Source organism: Chryseobacterium sp. Chry.R1 (assembly GCF_039645525.1).
Lineage (GTDB): Bacteria > Bacteroidota > Bacteroidia > Flavobacteriales > Weeksellaceae > Chryseobacterium > Chryseobacterium proteolyticum.
Window position 1 is genome coordinate 343,460 of record NZ_CP151793.1, and the last position, 21,487, is coordinate 364,946.

The window sequence follows — 21,487 nt, forward strand, 5'->3', positions numbered from 1 at the left end:
TATTGAGTCCTTTTGCAGTACATTTGACTTTTGAAATATTATGGAGAAACTTCCCGTGACTTTTTATCCCAGCAAGCTTAAGCAAAGTATACTTTTGATCATTAGTTTACTGTTTGTAATTATGGGCTTTTATATTGTTACCACCAATCTTTGGATTGGGCTTGCTAATATTATCTTTTTCGGGCTTTGTGTAATTGTGAATGTCATCATGCTTATTCCTAATTCTTCTTATTTAAGGGTTGACCGAAAGGGATTTGAGATGAGATCATTATTCAGGTCGACTTTCATCCCCTGGCATGTTATTAATGGCTTTTCTACTAAAAGAATATTTATTAACAATATGGTAATGATTGATTTTGATTCTGAGTACATAGATATTTCCAAACTAAAATCGAGGACAGGAGCTTTTCCGGATACTTACGGAATGTCTGCCGGAAAGCTGGCAGAAATTATGAATGACTATAAAACAAATTCTGTAAATTCCTAGACTAAAAAATAAAAACTCCATTGAAAATTCAATGGAGTTTCTTTTTATAATAGCTTGACCTTCGGAAGCACTTCCTTACCAAACAATTTTATTGATTTCATCATCACGTTATGCTCCGGATCCCCAACATCCATATGTCCCACAAATCTGGTGATACCAAAAATCTCCTTCATATAAGCAATCTTATCATATACCTCATCCGAGCTTCCAATAAATAAAGCTCCTTCTTTGCTTCTCCCACCATCATATTGTGCTTTGGTATAGGGAGCCCATCCTCTCGATGCCCCTATTCTGTCCATCTGTGATTTGTAAGTATGAAAATAGCCATCAATAACCTTTTGGTCATCGCTCACAAAAGTATGAGAGTGAATAGCAATCTGCATCTGGGAAACATCATGTCCTGCTTTTTGATATTCCTGTTTGTAAAATTCCACGAGATTTTTAAACTGTATCGGCATTCCTCCAATAATAGCCAAAATTAATGGCATTCCTAATTTTGCTGCGCTTAGAACCGATTGCGGAGTTCCTCCCACGGCTCTCCATATAGGAAGCTTTCCTCCATTCTTTGCCCTTGGATATACAGTCTGATTGTGCATAGGTGCACGAAGTTCTCCAGACCACGTAACATTCTCTTCAGAATTAATTTTTAATAACAATTCCAATTTCTCATCGAAAAGTTGATCATAGTCATTAAGAGAATATCCATAAAGAGGAAAAGATTCTATAAAACTTCCTCTTCCGACAAATATTTCAGCCCTACCGTCAGAGATCAGATCCAATGTTGAAAAATCTTCATACACTTTTACAGGTTCTGATGAACTTAAAACAGTAACACCACTAGCCAATTTAATATTTTTTGTAATACTTGCCGCTGCTGCCAGAACCATTTCCGGAGATGATACTGCATAATCCGGGCGGTGATGCTCTCCCATGGCAAAAACATCAATTCCTACCTCATCCATTAGTTTTACCTGCTCAAGAATTTCTCTGATCTTTACTCCTGCATCTTTATATTTTCCTGTTGTCTGGTCAAAAGCTAAGTCGCCAAACATTCCAATTCCTAATTCCATATTGTATTTTTTTATTTACATCAAAATTACAGGAATCAAAAATCAAAAACATTGATCAATGGTAAGATCGAAAAGCAGAGAAAATAAATTAAACTGATTTTTTAAGTTTCAGAAACTGCTTTTCAAAAAGATGATAAGAGAGATAGGCCAGAAATATGGTGAAAAGAAGTGCCGATATTATTACTGTATAATTACTTAGATCATATCTTTTCCCGATTCTATCGAATAAGACCAGGCAAATTGTATGTATAAGATAAAGACCATAAGTATACTTTCCAAGTCTTCCAAAAATAGAACGGTCGGAGATTTTAAATACATTCCGGTCTCCTAATGTAAATAAAATGAGTACAGAGAATAATATCCCAAAAATGATAATTCCTATCTGAATATGTTTAAAGAAAATAATATCGGGAAGCAGTGCTATGGCAAGAATAACTATAAAAAAATAAAGATATTTATATATTGAAGGAATCATGCTCAATTTTCTAATGATATGCTTTTTAAAAACAAACAGATAGGCAGGAATAGCACCAAAAGCAAAATAACTGATGTTGGTAAATATATCCAGTGAACTGATACCTAATATGTGATAAATAATCCTTGATACAAAAGAAATGAAGATGCAAACTACAATAAGCTTCGGAATATTTTTTAAAGAAATAAAATACATAATGCATCCCCAAATGATATAAAAATGCTCTTCTACACAAAGAGACCAGATCACCGGCAACGGAGAAACATTGGCAAGCATCCCCGTAGACATCATTTTGTAATTTTCAAGAAATGTAATCGTAAGGAGCCAATTGGGTTCATATCCCTTATTTGAAAAAGGCAGGTGAAAAAAATTAATGATATATGGTGTACAAAAAGCAAATATGACCATTGCATAATATAATGGCCATATCCTTAAGATTCTTCTTTTAAAAAATTTTTTAAGCGGAATTGTCTGATTATTTAATTTTTCAAGTATCAAAATGTACGTAATCAGAAAACCACTTAATACAAAGAAAAAAGAAACTCCTACTTCTCCTCTCGAAAAATACCGTAAAATACTACCCTCCGGAACAGGAGCATGCTGTATAAAGACCAGCAAAAAAGATAGAAACCTTAGTGAATCGAAAGTATGAAAATGAATCCTCTTACCTTTTTCAAAGTTCATTCTACTGTAATAAGTGGTTTTTAGTATGTTAATTTGATTATTTTTTCAGGTTCTGATCAAAATAATCGGTAATCTTTTGCATCAAATGTACCCTGTCTTTTCCTATTACATTATGAGGATGACCAGGATATACAAAGTAATCAAGCTGAACCCCGTTATCTACCGCAGATTTAATAAATTTAATAGAATGCTGCCAAACTACCACATCATCTTGTGCTCCATGGATCATAAGAAGTTTACCTTTCAGATTCTGGACTTTGTCCAAGAGGTTTGCTTTTGCATATCCATCCGGATTTTCCTGCGGAGTATCCATATATCTTTCACCATACATAATTTCATACATCTTCCAATCGATAACAGGCCCACCTGCAACTCCTACTTTAAATACGTCAGGCTGACGAAGCATAAAGCTTGTAGTCATAAATCCACCAAAGCTCCATCCATGTATCCCCATTCTTTCCGCATCTACATAAGGTAGCGACTTCAGATAATTAACTCCTTTCATCTGATCATTCATTTCAGTAGTCCCCAGATTTCTGAACACGGCCTGCTCAAATTTTAATCCCCGGTTTGAAGATCCCCTTCCATCCATAGTAAAAATAATATATCCGTTTTGTGCCATATATTCATACCAAAGATTTCCTGAAGCCGGGAAAGAATTGGTAATCAGCTGTAGGTGAGGACCATTATATAAATAAACAATCACCGGATATTTTTTATTAGGATCAAAGTTCGTCGGAAGAATAATCTTTCCGTATAAAGGAGTTCCGTCATCCGCTTTCAAATTCACATTTTTGATTTCAGGGCGCTGATAGTTCTTTAATGTATTTTCAGAGGTGAAAACATTATTGTATTTTAAAGTGGCTGTATTAATAATATTCCCTACTCTGGGTGTATTGGCATTGGTATAGACATCAAATACATAGTTTCCATCACTGCTCAGGATTCCTGTATGCATTCCTTCCGCATCATCCAGTCTCTGCATTTTAAAGTTTGTCCAGTTGATCTTATACAAATGTCTTTCAAGAGGGGTTTCTTTTGTTGAAACAAAAAATATTTCCTTTTTCTTTTCATTAAAGCCCAATATATCCGTAACCAACCAATCTCCTTTTGTAATCTGGGCAATCAACCCTTTTTCCAAGTTGAAATGAAATAAATGATTGTATCCTGTTCGTTGACTTTGCCAGATAAAATCAGTGTTGGATTTAGGAAAAAACACAAGCGGATGCTGAGGTTCCACATATTTATCATTTGTTTCTTCAAATAATGTTTTTACAAGATTTCCGCTTTCGGCATCATACTGATTCATTTTCATATGATTCTGTCCCCGGTTCAGAACAGCCACAAAAATATATTTAGAATCCGGGCTCCAGGTAACCGCTGTTAAGTACTGATCTTTTTCTCCGTCAATTTTTAAAAAAGTTGTAGACTGATTTTTGATATTATAAACACCAAGACTTACCTGATGAGAGGTATTCCCAGCCATAGGATATTTTATATTATGATTCACCGCAGGAGTTACAGACCAATCGATAACGGGATAATCTGCAACCATGGTCTGATCCATTCTGTAAAAAGCTACAGATTCTGAATTAGGAGCTGGAAAAATTCCTGTATCAATACCAAATTCATTTCTGTGAACGGCCTGACCGTTAATGATATTTTCATCAGCATCATTGGTTACGGCAACAGATTTTCCGTTTCTGTTAATATAAAGATTATTCTTTACGGTGTAAGCCACGGTCTGATTATCCCCAAAAACCTTTACATTGGCAGCATTTTCATTCAGTGCCGAAGTCTTTTTTACCTTCCAGTCGTTTCCGGATTTTTCCACCCAGAACATTTGGTCATTGGCATTAAAATATGCATTGGTATTATTGATAAACTTAATCTGTGGAACCGCGTTCAGCTTATTTGAAGAGAATTGTTTGTTTAGCTGATTCAATGAAATAAGGGTATCCTGCTTATTGTTTTTTAAATCCGTAATTAAATACCCACCTTTTACGGCCTGAATATATGATTTGCCATCTTCAGACCATGAAAATTGAGAAATATTTTTAACTGCCAGATTTGTTCTTAGCCCATTTACAGCCTCCGCCATTGTAAATTTTTGGGTCTGAGCATATAAAGAACCGCCCAAAACCACCATCAGTAAAGTAAACTTATGTAATTTCATTATATAAAATTGAATCCATCAAAAATAAGAAATAAAAGTCAGCCGTTAAGAAATGTTAAATTAAAAACATTCATAAAATGATATAATCATGTTAAGTGAATAATTTCTTACCTTAATATGGAAATTAATGAAGGAGTAATACGATTATGAATAAGAATAGAAAAAAAGTTCTATAAGTTCAATTCACAAGCATGATATCGGATTTATTTTTTGTGAAAAATATCTTGATAGATAACAATAGCCCCGATAGTAATGATTACCCCGCAGCAAGGGTATGGAACAGAATTGGAGCGAGGAGTAAAAATGGATAGCGGGAAACAGCTCCAAAAGAAACTTCATTTCTTATCCTATATCAATGGTTTCTACTTAAGCCTTCATGTACATTTGCAATATAAATAACAAATAAAAAATACAACACAATGGCAACAAAATGGAATTTAGACCCGGCACACAGTGAAATTACTTTCAAAGTAAAACACATGATGATTTCCAGTATTAAAGGAAGCTTCACTAATTTCAATGCAGAAATCGAAGCTGATGATGATACGTTTTCTAATGCTAAAACCAGTGCAACGATTCAAACCAATTCTGTTTCAACACACAATGTAGACAGAGATAACCATTTAAAGTCTGAAGAATTTTTCAATGCTGAGCAAAACCCAACCATTACGTTTGAGTCTCAGGCATTGAATGGAGATATAACCGGAAATCTTACGATCAATGGAATCACAAAGCCTGTAACTTTGGATGTAGATTTCGGGGGTATCAATAAAGACCCATGGGGTAATACAAAAGCTGGTTTTTCTTTTGAAGGAAAAATCAACAGAAAAGACTTCGGTTTAAACTGGAATGCAGCTCTTGAAGCAGGAGGTGTAATGGTGAGCGATGAGGTAAAAGTAGCTGGTGAACTACAGTTTGTAAAGCAAGCATAATTGTATCATAATACTTATAATCAGGTTCAGGGATTTCTAAAAACCTTGAACCTTTTTCTTTTTTAAAAACCCCATTATGAACCTCAACGATTTACAAAACATCAGTGACCATTTCAATAACACAGAGAGAATGCCCGTATTATTTCTGGGTCATGGTTCTCCCATGAATGCAATTGAAGAAAATCAGTTTGTTCAGGGGTTCAGAAAATCAGCTAGTGAAATTCCAGCTCCCAATGCTATTCTATGTATTTCTGCTCACTGGTATACTCAAGGTACATACGTAACGGCTATGGATATGCCAAGAACCATTCATGATTTTGGAGGTTTTCCGAAAGCACTGTTTGATGTGGAATATCCAGCTCCCGGAAGTCCTGAATTGGCAAAAGAAACTATTGAACTTTTAGCTCCTTCGGTGGTATTAGAAGATCACAATTGGGGATTAGATCACGGTGCATGGTCTGTAATTAAGCATATGTACCCTGATGCAAACATCCCGGTTATTCAATTGAGTATCGACTACACTCAACCTCCGCAATATCATTTTGATCTCGCAAAACGGTTGAATAAACTGCGGGAAAAAGGCATCCTAATTATCGGAAGCGGAAATATAGTTCACAATCTGAGATTGATCGACTGGCAAAACATCAATACGGTGGGTGCGGGCTGGGACTGGGCAATTGAAGCCAGGGAAAAAACCAACAACTGGCTCCTAGATGGTAATTTTCAAAACATAATTGACTATCAGAAACAAGGTACTTTTTTACAATATGCTGTCCCAACACCAGATCATTATTTACCTCTGATCTATACTTTAGGATTAAAAGATTCTTCTGAAGAACTTCGCCTATTCAATGACGAGCTGATAGGTGGGTCACTGAGTATGACAAGTGTAAGAGTGGGATAAATTATAGTATTTTTACCTTTAAAACAGTCTGGTTTTAAGTGTAACTTTCAAAAATAAAAAAAAGGAAATATCCGAAGATATTTCCTTTTTTTTATTATCCTGTATGAGTTATTGAACCGCGTTGAGAACATTGATATTCCCATAACCATAACTGGAATCCGGATTTGGATAGTATGTAGCAGACTGTCTCATTTTTGTAAGTACCTGTTCTCTCGTCCATGATGGATTTTTTGACCAGACTAAAGCTGCAATACCGGCAGTTGCCGCAGTTGCAACAGAAGATCCTCCTACATAGTCAGACTGTCCGTTATAATAGCTCAATACCGGAACATTACTTCCTGAAGATCTTTCCATCTGAAATGTAAAATCAATTGGACTTCCGGAGTGGCAAACATCACATTTTTTATTGGAAGTATTTTCCTTTACTCCTGTTATTGCTTGGGTCTCCGGCATCCAGGCAGGGAATATCACCCCCACAAAATTGGTAAAGCTTGTTGACGTCCCCCCTGCACAGAAAATAAGTTTTCCCTTAGAGTAGGCATATTTTACACCATCCTCAATTTTTCCCACAGAAAATATATGTCCCATCGACATTGAGATAATCTTTACGTTATTGTTATTACCCAACTCAGTAAAAGCAGTTTTAACAGCAGTTTGTTCACTTGAGGTTTCCAACACAACATTTTCTGCTGCCCTGTATGCGATAAGATTGGCATTATAAGCTACCCCTACAGGTAATCCGGCATTATTTCTTGGCGCAGTCATTACAGAAGCCATTTTTGTTCCGTGACCACACTGATCTGCTGAACCATCTGAGTTATAAACTCCGAATTTACTGATGGTTCTTCCTGAAGATGCTCCGTTATTAAAACTATTTCCCAACAAGGTTTGCTCAGGGGAAACTCCGGTATCAATCAAACCAATAGTTATACCCGCGCCGGTACTGTAATTCCAGGCATTCGGAATACTGTGTTTTGTAAAAGCCCATGGAATTTTTGCACTTGGGGTTGTACTTGTATAATCAGCTGTGTTGAGTGTTGTTGAAGAAAAGCCACATCCTGAAGAACCGCTCCCTGAAGATTTTGCATTTGTATTATATGCTGCTTCATATTCAAAATAATGATAATCTGCAGGCTCCAGATATCTGATAGTTTTCATCTTTCTGAGTTCAGTAAGTGTTTCCTGCTTCTCAATTACAACATCCATCTGATTAAGATACTGATCAGAAAGAAGAAGAAATCCTCTTTCATCTTTTCCTTCATGCTTTTTGATGACAGATAAAAGCTCTTTCTCTATTTCATTACTGTTAGGAGATTTACTTCTATCAAAGTCATCTTTGGAAGAACCAAATCCAATGGATACCATCCTGTTTCCACGAAAGACAGCACTCCAGAGAAAGTGATCTGAAGTCTGGCTCCAATTGAAGGAACCTTTGCTTTTAATGGATTGATTAATTTCCGCGTTAATTTGTTTTGCTGTCAGAGGATCTTTCTGATAAGCTTCAAGACCTGAAGTTTCATTTTGGATACTTTCTCTGTTACATGATACGATAAAGAAAAATAAGACTAAAAGGTAAAATACATTTTTTCTCATATGTTATACTTTTGATTGGTATCACCAATATAACACTTTATCGTGAATTGTAATTCCCTGAATATTAATTTACTATTTCCCGAATATTAATTTTCTCAAATCATCCTGTAATAAAGTAAAAACAGGATTTACATACCCTTGTTTTCTATATCTCTTTTTCATAACAGACACTATTTTCAATCCCAATGTATTGTCCGTAGTTTGATATTCTTTTATAACCCATTTTTTCATATAAAGCAATCGCTTCGGGCTGCATAATTCCGGTTTCTAAAACACATCTGCTAAAACCGGACTCTTTAGCCCAGCTTTCTAATTCAGTTAATGCTTTTCCGGCTAGTCCCTTTCCTCTTTGCATCGGGCTCGTATACATTCTTTTGATTTCAACCGTATCTTCAGAAAAGATCTTAAAGGCACCACAAGAAACTGCAATATTGTCTACATACACTACAATACAGTTTTTAAGGAGATCAATTCCATTGAATTGATGGTAGAAAGCATGATCCTTACCGTCGCGGATAGCAAGATCTTCATCCAGGAACTTCACAAGATTCTGGAAATCGATATTAGAGGAATCTACTCTTTTTATAATCATTGTTTTTTCAGCAAATATAAGAGATAACGAATTGAAAAAATAAAAAAGGCTTCCATTCAGAAAGCCTTTTTTAATATCCTGAAGATGCCAGAATAGATTTTAGATATCCTTATTCTGCATCTATTTTCTTCATGAGTTCAGCGGATGTTTCTTCTCCCATTTTTCTTCCGGCTTCCATACTTTCCTTTAGAATCAATGGCATAACCTCCAGTACTTTTTTTCCTAGTGGCGTATTGTAGAATTTTATCAGCTCATCAATTTCCGTTTCGGTGTAATACTTATTGTAAATCGGCACATAAATTTCTGCAAACTTTTCGGGACTCATTTCCTTTGAAAACTCTTCCCAAAATTTTCGGGGTACCCCCGGATATGCCTGTTGATATTTTCCTATATTTTCACTTACTGCTTGGGAAGCCAGTTTATCACCTCCCGTAAGAGCAACGAGTTCTTTAATTTTCGCTTCTTTTATTTGAGCAAAGGTATTTACTCCTAAAAACAAAATACTTACGGCAATTATTCTCTTCATCCTCACACTACTAATTCACAATGAACTTTCTATCATTGATTAATTCTGCAATAGCCAACATATCTTTACCGATTAATCTGTCATCTTCCAGTTTTGCTACTTTGGAACGAAGAATACTGAAATTCTCTTCAATAATTTTTGAGCATTTAGCCGGTCTTCTGAATTCTAGCCCCTGAGCTGCAAACATCAATTCAACAGATAGGATATTAACCAGATTACCAAGAACCTGATTGAATTTTCTCCCGGAAATACTTCCCATAGAAACATGGTCTTCCTGTCCTAAGCTTGTTGGAATAGAATCTGCTGATGCAGGAAAGCAAAGTGTTTTATTTTCTGTAACCAAAGCAGCAGAAGTGTATTGAGGAATCATAAATCCTGAATTCAGTCCTGAGCTTTCTGTCAATAATCTTGGAAGGCCATATTTCCCTTCCAGAAGTAAATAACTTCTTCTGTCAGAAATATTTCCTAATTCAGCTGCAGCTAAAGTTGCATAATCCAATGGTAAAGCCATAAGTTGGCCATGGAAGTTTCCTCCTGAAATGGATTCCTCAGCGCTCAATACAATCGGATTATCCGTTACAGAATTCAATTCGGTTTCTGCCATCATTTTCAGGTGTTCAAAAGCGTTTCTGCTTGCCCCGTGTACCTGAGGAACACATCGCATAGAATAAGGATCCTGTACTCTTTCACAATCCTCATGTGCCTTCATATTTTCAGAGTTCTTAAGGAATTTCAGCATTCTTGCTGCTACTTTTTTACTTCCTTCAAAAGGTCTGATCTCGTGAAGTTCTTTTTTAAAGGGGCTTTCAGAGCCCCTGTAAGCTTCAAGACTCATAGCAGCAGTCATATCTGCAAGGTCCAATAAGTATTCAAACTTCTCCAATCCTTTGATCGCGTGAGCCAGGATAAATTGGGTACCGTTAATAAGCCCCAACCCTTCTTTAGGTCCTAAAGCTAAAGGATCCAGATTATGTTTTTCTAAAATTTCAGAAGTTTCATAGATGGCATCACCTTCCCAAACTTGTCCAAGACCCAACAATGGTAAAACAAGATGAGCTAAAGGAGCAAGATCTCCGGATGCCCCCACCGAACCTTGTTCAGGGACAACAGGAATGATATCTTTTTCCAACATCAGGATCAATCTTTCAATCACCTCTAAAGAAACACCGGAAAATCCTTTTGATAATGCATGAACTTTTGCAATCATCATAATCTTTGAAAATTCTTTATCAATAGGTTTTCCAACTCCAACTGCGTGGGAAATGATTAAATTATATTGTAACTGAGCTGTTTCATCAGCTGAAATTTTCGTATCACAAAGAGGACCGAATCCCGTATTAATCCCATAAACACATCGATCAGATTCAACAATTTTTTGAACATTTTTCTGGGATTTTAAAATTTGTTCTTTTGCTGCTTTATTAAGTTTTGCTTTATTGGGTTTTTTACAGATTTCCAATACATCATGGAAAGTGAAAATATCTACACCGTATATCATTTCTAAAAAATTTCTTTAAAATTACACATTTAGCGACTATTGTAAAAGCTAAATTTCACAGCGTTAATTTTTTCGGCAGAAAGTAATTTAATTTGTTATTTTTACGTCCGTTAAAAAATAACCAATGAAATCTAAAACTCTACTATTTGCATTATGCCTTATGGGCACAGCTTCCTTTGCACAGGACAAAGTGAAATACTCCAAAGAACAAATTAAAAAGATGGAAACTTACCTTTTCAACGAAGGTTTTAATACACCATCACCCAGAAAAACCTCTACTATTATTTTAAAAGATGGAAGCTCTCATAAAGGTTTTTGCAGTAAAATAGAAACCAAAAAAGGACAGATCTACGAAGTTTCTATTAAAGACAGTATTTCAAAAAAGAACGAAATCTTCAATGCTGAGCAGATCAGCGAAATGTATGTCTATCCTAGCAACGTCGAAAAAATAGCAAAAGTTGCTAAATACATGGGAAATATCCGGAATTTCGGAACTAAAAAATTAACTAAAAACACAACCGGCGAACGAATTCACTTTGTCAATCAAACAGTATCACTGAAAAATAAAAAAGAGGATAAAGAGTTTCTGATGCAATTGATCAATCCTGATTTTAGTGAAATCATCTCCGTGTACTATGATCCCAGAGCCAAAGAAACTGGAGGTTTTTCAATTGGAGGTTCTCCTCAGCTCGGAGGTGGTGTAATCAAATCCTATTATATTAAAAAGGGAGATAAAGTACTTTGGCTGCATAAGGATGACTTTGAAGACAATTATGATTTTCTTTTTGGTGACAATGCAGAATTCATGAAAAAATATCCTAAGAAATCTGCTGAATGGGATTATTTCAGCTTTTTGGTCAATGAGTATACTGAAATGAGCAATGGATAAAATATCTTACATAATACTTCAAAAGCTGTAGAAAATTCTACAGCTTTTTTGTTCTTTTAAATCCCGGATGGATTCCGTAATTTTGTTATATGAATCCTTCTTTAGAATTACAACTCAAAACTTTACCTTCTGAGCCTGGCGTTTATCGTTATTACGATAAAAATGAACAGTTATTGTATGTAGGCAAGGCTAAAAACCTAAAGAAAAGGGTTCTTTCCTATTTCAATAAAAATTTATCGGGATACAGGATAAAAATAATGGTCGGAAAAATCCAGCGATTGGAGACCACTATTGTGAATAGCGAGTATGATGCGCTTCTATTAGAAAACAACCTGATCAAGGAGCATAAACCTTTTTACAATGTAATGCTCAAGGATGATAAAACATATCCTTGGATTTGCATTAAAAATGAAGCATTTCCCAGAATTTTCCTCACGAGGAACATCATTAAGGATGGTTCGGAATATTACGGCCCTTACGCCAAAGTTCGTCCTGCAAAAATACTACTGGATACCATAAAACATATTTATAAGCTCAGGACTTGTAATCTGAATCTTGCTCCCAGTAAAATTGAAGATGGCAAATATAAGGTCTGCCTCGAATATCACATCAAGAACTGTGAAGGCCCTTGTGAAGGGTTGGAAAGCAAAGAAGAATATGATGAAAAGATTGACTCCATCCGCGGTATTATAAAAGGAGATTTCCGAAAAGCTAAAGATTACCTTATTAACCAGATGATGAAGCATGCTGCTAATCTGCAGTTTGAAGATGCACAGATCATCAAGGAAAGGCTGGATATTTTGGAAGATTATCAGGCAAAAAACACCGTTGTCAATCCCAATATTGACGATGTGGATGTTTTCGGAATGACCAGCGACGAAACGGCTGCCTATGTCAATTTCTTTAAGATCAGAAATGGAAATATAATCCAGAGTTTTACAACAGAAATCAAAAAGATCCTTGAAGAAACAGATGAGGATATTCTGGAAGAAGCTCTTATTGAAATTCGTCAGAAGTTTGGTTCCGACTCTAAAGAAGTTTTGCTTCCCTTTCATTTATCCGTTGAAATCCCTAATGTAAAACTTATTGTTCCTAAAGTTGGTGATAAAAAAAGGATCGTTGAACTTTCCGAGAAAAATGCTAAAGAATACCGTTTGGAAAAACTAAAACAGGTTCAGATTGTAGATCCTGAAAGACATTCCAACCGTATAATGGCTGAGATGCAAAAGCTACTGCGAATGCCTGTAGAGCCAAGACATATAGAGGGTTTTGATAATTCGAATATCCAAGGTACCAATCCTGTTTCAGCGTGTGTTGTTTTTAAAGATGGTAAACCCAGTAAGGCAGATTACCGGATTTTCCATCCGAAGACCGTAGAGGGTCCAAATGATTTTGCCACTATGGAAGAAGTGATCTATCGTCGTTACAAAAGAATGGTAGACGAAGGAGAGAGCCTTCCCCAACTTATTCTGATCGACGGTGGAAAAGGCCAGCTATCATCAGCCGTAAAAAGTTTAAAGCTTTTAGGTCTTTACGGAAAGATTACTATTATTGGAATCGCTAAAAGACTGGAAGAAATCTTCTTTCCCGAAGATCCTATCCCATTATATCTGGATAAAAAATCCGAAACTCTTAAAATCCTCCAAAGGGTTCGTGATGAAGCTCACCGTTTTGGTGTAAAGCATCATAGGACCAGAAGGAAAAACTCTACCATAAAATCTGAACTGGAAGAAATTCCCGGTGTAGGAGAAAAAACAATTGAACTATTATTATCCAGATTAAAATCAGTAAAAAGGATCAAAGAATCCAACCTGGAAACATTAGAGGAAATATTGGGTAAAAGTAAAGCCAAGGTTATTTGGGAGTATTTTAACGACTAACAAAATTTAAAAATAAAAGCGCTCTTTTGTTACATTACAAAAGAGCGCTTTTATTTTTGATCAGAAGGTATTTATACACCTCCCATTACGTACATATTTTCCATAGTTGGCACATCACTTCCACCCGCTTTTTCAAGGGTGATAGCAAATGCCTGCGCTTTCGGTATGTTAGAAAGAGCAATTTTACTATCTTTTTCTTCCGTATACATTCCTGCACTTATGGGTTTACCGTCTGCAATGGCCCATAATTGATATTGCATTCCTTCCGGAGCTTTAGGCAAAGCCTCTGCGTTCAGATAGACCTCTTTGGTCTTTTTGTCCCAAAATACCATTGCCTTGGAATCTGCATATTTTTCCACTCCTTTAAGCATAACCATTTGCATATCAGGGCTGGATATCATCGTCCATTTTTCATTCATCTTTTGCAGAGCCGCATCTTTAGATTGTTTTTCAGTTTCCAATTTTGCGATCTCTTTTTTGTTTTCAGACTCATTATTCATCCAAAACAAATTTCCGGTAAGGCTTACTAAAAATAAGAGCGAAGCTGCGATTGCATAAGTTTTCCAGATATTATTTTTTGTATTTGCAATCTCTTTCGATCCATTTGTTAAATCTCTGACAGACTGCGTTGGTTGCGTTGCAGGTATGATTTTTTCAAAAGTTTGCTCTTTTTGAATCTTTTCCCAAACCTTAGATTTTAACTCATTAGGTGGGGCAACAGCCTGAGCAGTTGCCAGATCCTCTAATACTTTTTGTGCTTCATCAAAAGCAGCTTTTACTTCAGCATTATTTTTCATCACACACTCCAAAATACCTGCCTCCTCGGGAGAAGCAAGTCCTAGAATATAAGATTCTATAATTCCGGATGCTATGTATTCCTTAGTGTTCAATTTATTGATAATCTTTTAACAAATCCTTTAATTTTATTAATGCATTCCGCATCTTCGTTTTTACCGTACCCAGGGGTATTTTCAATTTATCAGATATTTCATTCTGTGTGTATCCCTGATAATAAGCCAGATCAATAAGTTCCTGTTTATCAGTTTCCAAACTTTCAAGCACATTATTAAAGCCAATAAAATCAGAGGTATTGTTTGTGGTAGAAAGTTCAGCACTGTTATATACGAAATCCGGAATTGGTTGGTTTTTTAATTCGTTTTGAAAACTTTTAGATTTTAGATAATCGATCGCTGTATTTCTTGCAATATTGATCATCCACGTATAGAATCTTCCTTTACTGGTGTCATACTGTTGGATAGAATTCCAGATTTTGACAAAGACATCCTGAATAATTTCTTCAGTATATTCTTTTGATTGTACGATTCGAAGTACTACACCATATAGTGCACCGGAATAATGGTCATACAAGTAATGAAAACCAGCTTCGTTTTTATCCTTCAATAAAACGATAAGTTCTTCCTCCGAATAGTTTGTTTTAATAGCGAATATTTTTTCGATTCAAATGTAATAAAATAAAACATATAATAACAAAAATCTAAAAGTTCTTTTACATCGTATATGAAATTAACAAATTACAAGAATATGAAAGGTATATTAAAATCAATTCCTACAGATCCATATTTTTTCATTAGTTCTGTTTGTTTGGATTTTTATTTCCGACTAAAAAAATAAAAATCTTTAAATCTAAAACAAGATGAATGTCGTAAATGATCATAACAAGAAATCAAATACTATTTAATTAAAAAAATCAAAGAAATGAACACAAGATCAAAAATCGCAGTATTCGGAATGGTTGTATTATCATTCGCATTTAGCGGAACGGTAACTGCACAAACGATGAAAGAAAAAACAGTAATGGTAGGTGGAGCCGCTATGTATCCATCCAAAAATATCATTGAAAACGCTGTTAATTCCAAGGATCACAAAACACTGGTAGCAGCAGTAAAAGCTGCCGGATTAGTGGAAACCCTACAAGGAGCTGGTCCATTTACTGTACTGGCGCCTACAGATGCGGCATTTGCTAAACTTCCAAAAGGAACAGTTGAAAACCTGGTTAAGCCTGAGAATAAAGAAATGCTTACTAAAATTCTGACATATCATGTACTTGCCGGAAAGTTTAATGCTAAGGAAATCTGGGCCGCTGTAAAAGCAGGAAATGGAAAAAGTATGATGAAAACGGTGGAAGGAGAAGATGTTACTTTCTGGACAAAAGGCAAAGACCTTTATGTAAAAGATGCTAAAGGGAACAGTGCAAAAATTACCATAGCAGATGTTAATCAGTCTAATGGCGTTATCCATGTAATAGATACGGTTCTGATGCCTTAATTCTTAGTTTTTTTATGGTTTAATAAATAACCCCTTACCTATTTTTACTTTGGTAAGGGGTTACTTATTTTATGTAGTTTCCTAAAAACCTCTGAAGTTTTTACATTTTCTTATTTACCTGCATAAACATCTTTAGAATAACTACCATTTCCGGTAGGAGTTTCTATTACAATGTTTCCATTTTCATAATAACCGATAGTATTATCTCCATTTGCAAGCTTCACTCTGAACACCTCTTTTTTTGTTGTTTCCTTAAAAGTCGCATAAGGAACAGAGCTATCCGATTTCACAAGTATAAACTGACTGTTATCAATCTGAATTTTCTGTAGGGTTACTGCTCCGTTACTATATTTGTTTACAGAACTTCCTGTTGATGAAGCTGTATTAGTGTTATCCTGAATTGAAGCAACCTGCACCTGCTCATTGGTCTTCGTTTCAGCCGGAGCAGCTATTATCGTTGGATAAGAAACAGGAATAGAAACAAAAGTTTGTTTTAATGCATCCTGAAATCCCTCTTTATAATCTTTAATATTTGATGCTCCTTTACCGGTCAGTAATACCTTATCATGACAGTCTTTAAACTGAACGATCACTTTATTTCTTAAGAACCCGCTATCATCAATGACATCGGCATTTACAATATTACAAGGATTTTCTTTTGCTTCAGCAGGCCATTGCTCCCGGCTTCCCTGAAGAACAACATATTTTTTACCTTTTAAAGCTTTCGCCAAAGCAATATCCAAATCGAAACTTTCTTTAAAAGTGCTGAATTTTTCAGGTATAGAAATATACTTATAATCAGATACTTTTTGTCCGAAAGCAAGTATCGAACAAACTGTCAATATAGCAAATAATCCCTTTTTCATATTTTATTTTTTAATCATTTCTAAATGTTCCCATATCTAATTTAAGAGAAAAAAAGTTGGAATAAAAATTCGATCCTCCAATTCCTGAATTAGTAATAGCATAGTCAAGAGTAAGTCCGCGGTATCTGATTCCCAAACCTGCACTCGGCTGAAAAGAAACCTTTCTTTTCAGATCTTCAATATCCGTGATAGACTGAAAACGATTCACTCCCAAGCGTACAAAAATCATTTTCTGATATCCCAATTCCGCTCCTGCATATGGTGTTATACTGGCAAAATCTGTGGAAATTAAAGCTGCTGTTTTAGCGAAATCCACATTGATTCCGGCTTCAGGTAAAACATAAACGCTGCTGTTGATTTCAAACATTTTACTTGCTCCTACATTAAGTTTAGGCATAGTAAGCTCCATTTTATCTTTTGGAGCAGGGTTAAACTCTTCTCCGTTCACAACTGTTGATAACTCCTTCTGATTGATGCTCCAAAAGTTAACGGTGGTAGTAGCGTCACGAAGCATTCCCCCAAATTTCCATCCATTATCAGCTTTATAAATTGCCCCTACATCAAAACCAAATCCATATCCGCTCGCAAATTTCCCTACATTCCTATAAACAATCTTGGCATTAACACCCACATCCAATTTTGTGTTACCGCCAGGATGAAATGCATAGGACAGAATAGCAGCATAATCTGACTGCGAAAACTTGGTGATTTTGTCATAGTCAATATTTCCCTCAGAATCGATCATTTGAGTCGTATTCAGAATATTATCTACCCCTAATCTCACTACTGAGACTCCGAAAACTCCCTCTTCCATCACTTTAGCATAGGCCAGATAATCATATTTTGCTATAGATTCAAAGTATTCGGCGTGCATGGCAGCTCCTTGCCAGTCTCTTTCGATAGACATCAGACCTGCTGGATTCCACATGGGAGAATAAACGTCATCCTGATTGGAAATAACCGCTCCACCCATCGCCAGACCTCTTGCTCCTGCCCCTATATTTAAGAATTCATTGGAATATTTTCTAATGATCTGAGATTGAAAAAATCCAAATGCTAAAGAAAATAGGAATAGTAGATATTTTTTCATCATATAAATTTGATGCTTAATTAGTTTTTTTTTGTTTTCTGGCTTTTATCAGCCCATTAGCTATAATTGCTAATATCATCACCAATGATGCTATATAAAATATAGGGCTCATATGCTCCGATTCGCCAAAGATAAAAAAAGCTAGTATAATTCCGTAAACTGGCTCTAAATTAACTGTTAAAATAAGTGTAAAAGGAGAAATATACTTCATCAAATTCACTGATTCCAACATTGGAAAAGCGGTAAAAACACTTGCTAACAAGCATATTAACGCCAAATCCCTGTAGTTTATTTCATTCATTTGAAAAATTTGCCCTGAAAATAAATAAAATATCAATAAAACTGACCATCCACAGAATATTTCATAAAAAATAATATTCCCTGAACTTGTTTTTCCAAACATCTTACCATTGAAAACGGAAAATATCGTCCCAAAAATAGCACACAAGACACCAAAAAGTATCCCTTCCTTATATTGAAACTCTGTTTTAAAAATCAGCAGGATGCAAGCCACGATAACAATTCCCATGATAACTTCCGAAATATCTATTTTTCTTTTAAAAATGACAGGTTCTAATATTGACGCAAAAAGAGTAGATAATGATAAACAGCTTAATGCAATAGAAACATTCGAAACTTTAATGGAATAAAAAAAACAAAACCAATGAGCCGCCATTGCAGTACCAATCGCCGCCAATTGGAAAAATATTTTCTTTGAGACTTTTATACTCTCCTTTTTATAAATTCTTACGTAAGCATATAGGAATATCGCGGCAAATAGCATTCTGTAGAAAACCAGAATCTGAGCATTGGCTTGAATCAGTTTCCCCAAGATTGCAGTGAATCCCCATAAAAAAATTATTAAATGCAATCTGAAAAGTGCTAATTTATGCATAACCTACTTTTAAATTTTTAAAATGCAAATTTACAAATAGCATTTCCAATTCCTTTCATAAAAAATAGATTTGACTAAGAAAAACAGATATTATTATAATAAACTCCCATTTTCATTTACTAAACTTTCATGAAGAGCTATATTTAATGATGAGGAGATCAAAAAAATCTTAATATATCTAACCGCAAAATACAGATACAAAAAACCCCGAAAATTTGGACAACTTTCGGGGCTTTCAAATAATAAACTATTAAAAAAATAAACTAGGAACAGAGTAATTAAAGAGCAATAATACTCCTCAATACTCTTACGTAAAGTTAGAAAAAATATCAATTAATTAAAAATAATTTCTTGTTAAATATTTCACAATTTTCTGTAAACCAAACTATTAAACACGTGTTTTAATAAAATTTATATTCTCTTTAAAAATAGTATCTTTAGGCGTAAAAAATTATAATTTTATGGATATCGAATTCAACAAACGAGAAGATCAAAACAGATTAAAATTATCCGAAATAAATCGTTTACTTGCCGAAATAAAAAAAGGAGGTGGAGAGAAAAAACTTCAAAAGTTGCGTGAAGAAGGAAAAATGACTGCAAGAGAAAGAATTGATTATCTTCTCGATAAAGATTCAGATTCCATAGAAGTGGGAGCATTTGCAGGTTATGAGATGTATGAGGAACATGGAGGCTGCCCCGGAGGAGGTGTAGTGGTTGTCATTGGTTATGTTTCGGGTAGACAATGCCTTGTTGTAGCGAATGACGCTTCTGTAAAAGCAGGTGCCTGGTTTCCAATTACCGGAAAGAAAAATCTCAGAGCGCAGGAAATTGCTATGGAGAATAAACTTCCCATTATTTACCTTGTAGATTCAGCAGGTGTTTATTTGCCTATGCAAGATGAGATATTTCCTGATAAAGAACATTTTGGAAGAATTTTCAGAAACAATGCCAAAATGAGTTCTATGGGAATTATACAGATTTCTGCTGTTATGGGTAGCTGTGTGGCCGGTGGTGCTTATCTACCCATTATGAGTGATGAGGCAATGATCGTTGATAAAACAGGCTCTATCTTCCTCGCAGGAAGCTACCTTGTAAAGGCTGCCATTGGTGAAAGTATCGATAATGAAACTCTGGGCGGAGCCACTACGCACTGTTCTATTTCAGGAGTTACAGATTATAAAGCAAAAGATGATAAAGATGCTTTAGACAGGATTAAAAATATCATGAAATCCATTGGCAGTACTGAAAAAGCAGGTTTTGACAGAATTGAAAGTTTTCCACCGAAAGAGAATCCTGAAAACATTTTTGGGATAATGCCAGCTTCAAGAGCTGAACAATATGATACATTAGATATTATTAAATGTATGGTAGATAATTCTGAATTCGAGGAATATAAGCCGGATTACGGAAAAACTATTATTTGTGCTACGGCAAGAATAGATGGCTGGTCCGTAGGAATTGTGGCCAATCAGAGAAAGTTAGTAAAGAGTGGTAAAGGAGAAATGCAGTTTGGAGGAGTTATTTATTCCGACTCTGCAGATAAGGCAACGAGATTTATCGCTAATTGTAATCAGAGAAAAATTCCTTTGATCTTTTTACAGGATGTTACAGGATTTATGGTAGGTTCCAAATCAGAACATGGAGGGATCATTAAAGACGGGGCAAAAATGGTAAACGCAGTAGCCAACTCTGTAGTTCCTAAATTTACTGTGATTACCGGAAACTCATATGGAGCAGGAAATTATGCAATGTGTGGAAAAGCATATGATCCGCGACTCATTGTTGCATGGCCATGGGCTGATCTTGCCGTAATGGGGGGAGCTCAGGCTGCAAAAGTTTTAGCTCAAATCCAGGAATCAACATTAAAAAAACAAGGAAAAGAAATCAGTGAAGAAGAGCATAATGAAATTTTAGATAGCATATCCAAAAGATATCAAAAACAAACCGAATCTACCTATGCTGCGGCCAGATTATGGACTGATGCCATCATTAATCCTACAGATACCAGAAAATGGATCTCTATGGGTATTGAAGCGGCTAATCATTCCCCTATAACGGAGAAATTTAATTTGGGAGTAATACAAGTTTAATGATGATACAATTTTCAATATATATTTATTGCCCTATTTGAAAAAGTAGGGCTTTTTTGTATTTATTAACTAGCTATCGTTCATAACTGATAATTGATAAATAATGATTGATAATTGATGGATGATCTTTTATCATTTATCATTCATCACTGATCATTTATCTTTTATTCCTATGGTAGGGTATGGTAGGTATAGATATGTATAGGTATAGGTATAGTTATAAAACAAAAAAGTCTCATACAATTCATGTATGAGACTTTTAATAAAAACTGGCGGCGACCTACTCTCCCGCTTGTCGCAGTACCATCGGCGCTGGTGGGCTTAACTTCTGTGTTCGGAATGGGAACAGGTGAGCCCCACCGCTAAAACCACCCTAAAGAAGGTATATAAGATATCAGAGGATAGATTTCAGATTTCAGACCTATTATAAAGTCTCTTATCTGATGTCTTGTATCTGACATCTGTTTTATCGGTAAATTTCATCACAAAGGCAAAACCAGTATTGCACTTATAAGGCCTGAGCTATGATTGATGGTTGATAAATGATGATTGAT

General features: G+C 35.4%; 19 protein-coding genes and 1 rRNA gene. 7 read left to right on the top strand and 13 right to left on the bottom strand.

The window, feature by feature from the left end; translation table 11 throughout:
• The first annotated feature begins 40 nt into the window (after positions 1–40).
• The gene (locus AAEU33_RS01730; protein ID WP_172283556.1) at positions 41–487 is read left to right on the top strand and encodes an STM3941 family protein; all 447 of its coding nucleotides are present in this window, start codon (positions 41–43) and stop codon (positions 485–487) included.
• A 44-nt stretch (positions 488–531) separates the two neighbouring features.
• Here the strand turns inward: AAEU33_RS01730 and AAEU33_RS01735 are convergent, their stop codons facing one another.
• From AAEU33_RS01735 to AAEU33_RS01745, 3 genes are all read right to left on the bottom strand, one after another.
• On the bottom strand, positions 532–1,557 hold the full coding sequence (locus AAEU33_RS01735) for an LLM class flavin-dependent oxidoreductase (RefSeq protein WP_345990700.1): 1,026 nt from the start codon (positions 1,555–1,557) through the stop codon (positions 532–534).
• 88 nt (positions 1,558–1,645) lie between these two features.
• Positions 1,646–2,716 carry an acyltransferase gene (locus AAEU33_RS01740; protein ID WP_345990702.1) on the bottom strand — a complete coding sequence of 357 codons (1,071 nt, stop codon included), beginning with the start codon at positions 2,714–2,716 and terminating at the stop codon, positions 1,646–1,648.
• Between the two features lie 37 nt (positions 2,717–2,753).
• A complete protein-coding gene (locus tag AAEU33_RS01745) occupies positions 2,754–4,892 on the bottom strand; it encodes a DPP IV N-terminal domain-containing protein (RefSeq protein WP_345990704.1) in 2,139 nt (712 codons plus the stop codon).
• Between the two features lie 419 nt (positions 4,893–5,311).
• Here AAEU33_RS01745 and AAEU33_RS01750 point away from each other — a divergent pair, with 419 nt between their 5' ends.
• Together AAEU33_RS01750 and ygiD are read left to right on the top strand one after the other, a co-directional pair.
• A complete protein-coding gene (locus AAEU33_RS01750) occupies positions 5,312–5,824 on the top strand; it encodes a YceI family protein (protein WP_172283548.1) in 513 nt (170 codons plus the stop codon).
• Between the two features lie 76 nt (positions 5,825–5,900).
• On the top strand, positions 5,901–6,728 hold the full coding sequence (ygiD, locus tag AAEU33_RS01755) for a 4,5-DOPA dioxygenase extradiol (RefSeq protein ID WP_172283546.1): 828 nt from the start codon (positions 5,901–5,903) through the stop codon (positions 6,726–6,728).
• A 108-nt stretch (positions 6,729–6,836) separates the two neighbouring features.
• Here ygiD and AAEU33_RS01760 read toward each other — a convergent pair whose 3' ends face one another.
• The 4 genes from AAEU33_RS01760 to hutH all read right to left on the bottom strand — a co-directional run bounded on the left by AAEU33_RS01760 (position 6,837) and on the right by hutH (position 10,937).
• A complete protein-coding gene (locus tag AAEU33_RS01760; protein WP_345990706.1) occupies positions 6,837–8,321 on the bottom strand; it encodes a S8 family serine peptidase in 1,485 nt (494 codons plus the stop codon).
• 145 nt (positions 8,322–8,466) lie between these two features.
• Positions 8,467–8,913, bottom strand: a complete 447-nt coding sequence (locus AAEU33_RS01765) for a GNAT family N-acetyltransferase (protein ID WP_345990708.1) — start codon at positions 8,911–8,913, stop codon at positions 8,467–8,469.
• A gap of 109 nt (positions 8,914–9,022) precedes the next feature.
• On the bottom strand, positions 9,023–9,439 hold the full coding sequence (locus AAEU33_RS01770; RefSeq protein WP_172283542.1) for a DUF2059 domain-containing protein: 417 nt from the start codon (positions 9,437–9,439) through the stop codon (positions 9,023–9,025).
• A 10-nt stretch (positions 9,440–9,449) separates the two neighbouring features.
• Positions 9,450–10,937, bottom strand: a complete 1,488-nt coding sequence (hutH, locus tag AAEU33_RS01775) for a histidine ammonia-lyase (RefSeq protein ID WP_273650665.1) — start codon at positions 10,935–10,937, stop codon at positions 9,450–9,452.
• Between the two features lie 124 nt (positions 10,938–11,061).
• Between hutH and AAEU33_RS01780 the strand changes: the two genes are divergently transcribed.
• Complete coding sequence (locus AAEU33_RS01780; RefSeq protein ID WP_273650664.1) at positions 11,062–11,826, top strand: hypothetical protein; 765 nt, start codon at positions 11,062–11,064, stop codon at positions 11,824–11,826.
• Between the two features lie 89 nt (positions 11,827–11,915).
• The gene (uvrC, locus tag AAEU33_RS01785; protein ID WP_273650663.1) at positions 11,916–13,706 is read left to right on the top strand and encodes an excinuclease ABC subunit UvrC; all 1,791 of its coding nucleotides are present in this window, start codon (positions 11,916–11,918) and stop codon (positions 13,704–13,706) included.
• A gap of 71 nt (positions 13,707–13,777) precedes the next feature.
• Here the strand turns inward: uvrC and AAEU33_RS01790 are convergent, their stop codons facing one another.
• Positions 13,778–14,596: an anti-sigma factor gene (locus AAEU33_RS01790; protein WP_345990710.1), complete on the bottom strand. Its 819-nt coding sequence runs from the start codon at positions 14,594–14,596 to the stop codon at positions 13,778–13,780.
• 1 nt (position 14,597) lies between these two features.
• On the bottom strand, positions 14,598–15,107 hold the full coding sequence (locus AAEU33_RS01795; RefSeq protein ID WP_345990712.1) for a sigma-70 family RNA polymerase sigma factor: 510 nt from the start codon (positions 15,105–15,107) through the stop codon (positions 14,598–14,600).
• Between the two features lie 315 nt (positions 15,108–15,422).
• On the opposite strand from AAEU33_RS01795, the gene AAEU33_RS01800 reads away from it, so the two are divergent.
• Entirely contained in the window at positions 15,423–15,992 is a 570-nt protein-coding gene (locus AAEU33_RS01800) for a fasciclin domain-containing protein (RefSeq protein ID WP_172283532.1), read from the top strand.
• 110 nt (positions 15,993–16,102) lie between these two features.
• Here AAEU33_RS01800 and AAEU33_RS01805 read toward each other — a convergent pair whose 3' ends face one another.
• From AAEU33_RS01805 to AAEU33_RS01815, 3 genes are read right to left on the bottom strand one after another with little or no spacing between them, the layout of a single operon-like run.
• Positions 16,103–16,858: a hypothetical protein gene (locus AAEU33_RS01805; RefSeq protein ID WP_345990714.1), complete on the bottom strand. Its 756-nt coding sequence runs from the start codon at positions 16,856–16,858 to the stop codon at positions 16,103–16,105.
• 10 nt (positions 16,859–16,868) lie between these two features.
• The gene (locus AAEU33_RS01810; protein ID WP_172283528.1) at positions 16,869–17,951 is read right to left on the bottom strand and encodes a PorV/PorQ family protein; all 1,083 of its coding nucleotides are present in this window, start codon (positions 17,949–17,951) and stop codon (positions 16,869–16,871) included.
• 13 nt (positions 17,952–17,964) lie between these two features.
• Positions 17,965–18,843 carry an EamA family transporter gene (locus tag AAEU33_RS01815; protein WP_345990716.1) on the bottom strand — a complete coding sequence of 293 codons (879 nt, stop codon included), beginning with the start codon at positions 18,841–18,843 and terminating at the stop codon, positions 17,965–17,967.
• Positions 18,844–19,304: 461 nt separating this feature from the next.
• On the opposite strand from AAEU33_RS01815, the gene AAEU33_RS01820 reads away from it, so the two are divergent.
• Positions 19,305–20,933: a carboxyl transferase domain-containing protein gene (locus tag AAEU33_RS01820; RefSeq protein ID WP_345990717.1), complete on the top strand. Its 1,629-nt coding sequence runs from the start codon at positions 19,305–19,307 to the stop codon at positions 20,931–20,933.
• Between the two features lie 267 nt (positions 20,934–21,200).
• Here the strand turns inward: AAEU33_RS01820 and rrf are convergent.
• A 5S ribosomal RNA gene (gene rrf, locus AAEU33_RS01825) occupies positions 21,201–21,309 on the bottom strand.
• Between the last annotated feature and the right edge of the window lie 178 nt (positions 21,310–21,487).